Here is a 1,396-nt window from a genome sequence, read left to right as displayed (position 1 = left end):
CTCCAGGTATGTCGACTGACAGTCCGCTATCGCGAGCAAGCTCGCTCCCACAGGGAATCTGGGTGAATCAGAGATTTGTGGTCACCGAAAAAACTGTGGGAGCGGGCTTGCTCCGGGCGACGTTCCGGCGATGGGGCCAGATCAGCCAACTCACTTTCCGGATCAATCAGCGCAACCCATCCCGAAACTGCCCAGGCGTCATCCCCGTCCAGCGCTTGAATGCGCGGCTGAAGCTGCTGGTGTCGGCAAACCCGAGCAGGTAACTGATCTCGCTCAACGAACATTGCGGGTCACGCAAGTGCAGCAGCGCGAGGTTTTCACGGCTTTCGTTGAGCAGCGTATCGAATCGGCAGCCTTCATCCGCCAGGTGCCGTTGCAGGCTGCGCAGGCTCAGGTGCAGGGCCTTGGCTATGTGTTCAGCGCTGGGTTCGCCTTCGGGCAGTTGTTCTTCAATCGCATCGCGGACCTTGCGCTCCCAAGTCAGCGGCTTGAGTTGCGCCAGGGTGCGCTTGAGCACGGTTTCGTTGTGTTCGGCCAGCTCCGGGTTGGCGTCGTCCAGGTGGCTGTCGAAGTCGACGAGGGCGAATTCCAGTCGGTCCTCGTCGGCGCCGAAGTGCACGGGCGAGCGAAAGACTTTATGCCATTGGTGTGCGTCCACTGGCTCCGGGCGGCGCAGGTAGGTGGCCAGCGGCGCGTAGTCGCGGCCCAGGCGATTGCGGCAGGTGCGCACGTAAATCGCCATGAACGCGTCGATGGCTTCGAAGGCCGGGGCCGGATTGCCAGCGGGGATTTTCAGGCGGAAACAGTAGCGATCTTCGGTACGGGTCAGTTCCAGTTCCAGGGCATCGCTGACCACCTGGTGATAGCGCACGATGCGCTCGAACACTTCCCGCAGGCTGCCGCTGGCCACCAGCGCATAACCCAGCGCATGGAAAGTGGTCGGGCTGACGAAACGCGAAACCCGCAAACCAATCGCCGGGTCGCCGCTGACCTGCACCGCCAATTGCCACAGGTGTGTGGTGCCCGACAGCGGGTAGCGCGCGTTCGGGTCGTCCATCAAATTTGGGTCGAGGCCAGCTTGCTGGCACAGGGCGGTGCTATCGATGCCCAGGGCATCGAGTTGCTTGCGCAGGGCGCGGGTCCAGCTGGCGAGAGAGGTCGGTTCAGTCATGCTGATTGGCGCTTCCGGTCAACAGGTTGGCGTTCTCGGCTACCGCGTTGCGAAGGATCGCAAGGCAGGATGCAACCATCAATAATCAGAGGATGGAAGCATGGACCGTACTTCTGCAAGCCCCCAACGACTGAATGCAGCCCAACGATCAGCCCATATCCGTGAAGTGGTGCTGGCCAGAGGCGTCGAGCTGCGCGAGCAATACCCGATTCTCAAGCATCAGGA

At 61.7% G+C, this 1,396-nt stretch carries 1 protein-coding gene and 1 pseudogene; one reads left to right on the top strand and one right to left on the bottom strand.

Features of this window, described 5'->3' with window-relative positions; genetic code table 11:
• Positions 1 to 166 precede the first annotated feature (166 nt).
• Entirely contained in the window at positions 167 to 1,171 is a 1,005-nt protein-coding gene (locus tag ACXRVY_RS29180) for an AraC family transcriptional regulator (protein ID WP_223463262.1), read from the bottom strand.
• 100 nt (positions 1,172 to 1,271) lie between these two features.
• Here ACXRVY_RS29180 and ACXRVY_RS29175 point away from each other — a divergent pair.
• Positions 1,272 to 1,396: pseudogene (locus tag ACXRVY_RS29175) on the top strand (fatty acid desaturase); the annotation flags it as partial.

Source organism: Pseudomonas sp. P5_A2_2, assembly GCF_054177685.1.
The sequence above is the reverse complement of the archived record's forward strand: the minus strand, read 5'-3'. Positions and strand labels throughout refer to the sequence as shown.

Bases quoted from the DNA above. Each gene is read 5' to 3' on its own strand.
- ACXRVY_RS29180 (WP_223463262.1), bottom strand. From the start codon at position 1,171: ATGACTGAACCGACCTCTCTCGCCAGCTGGACCCGCGCCCTGCGCAAG.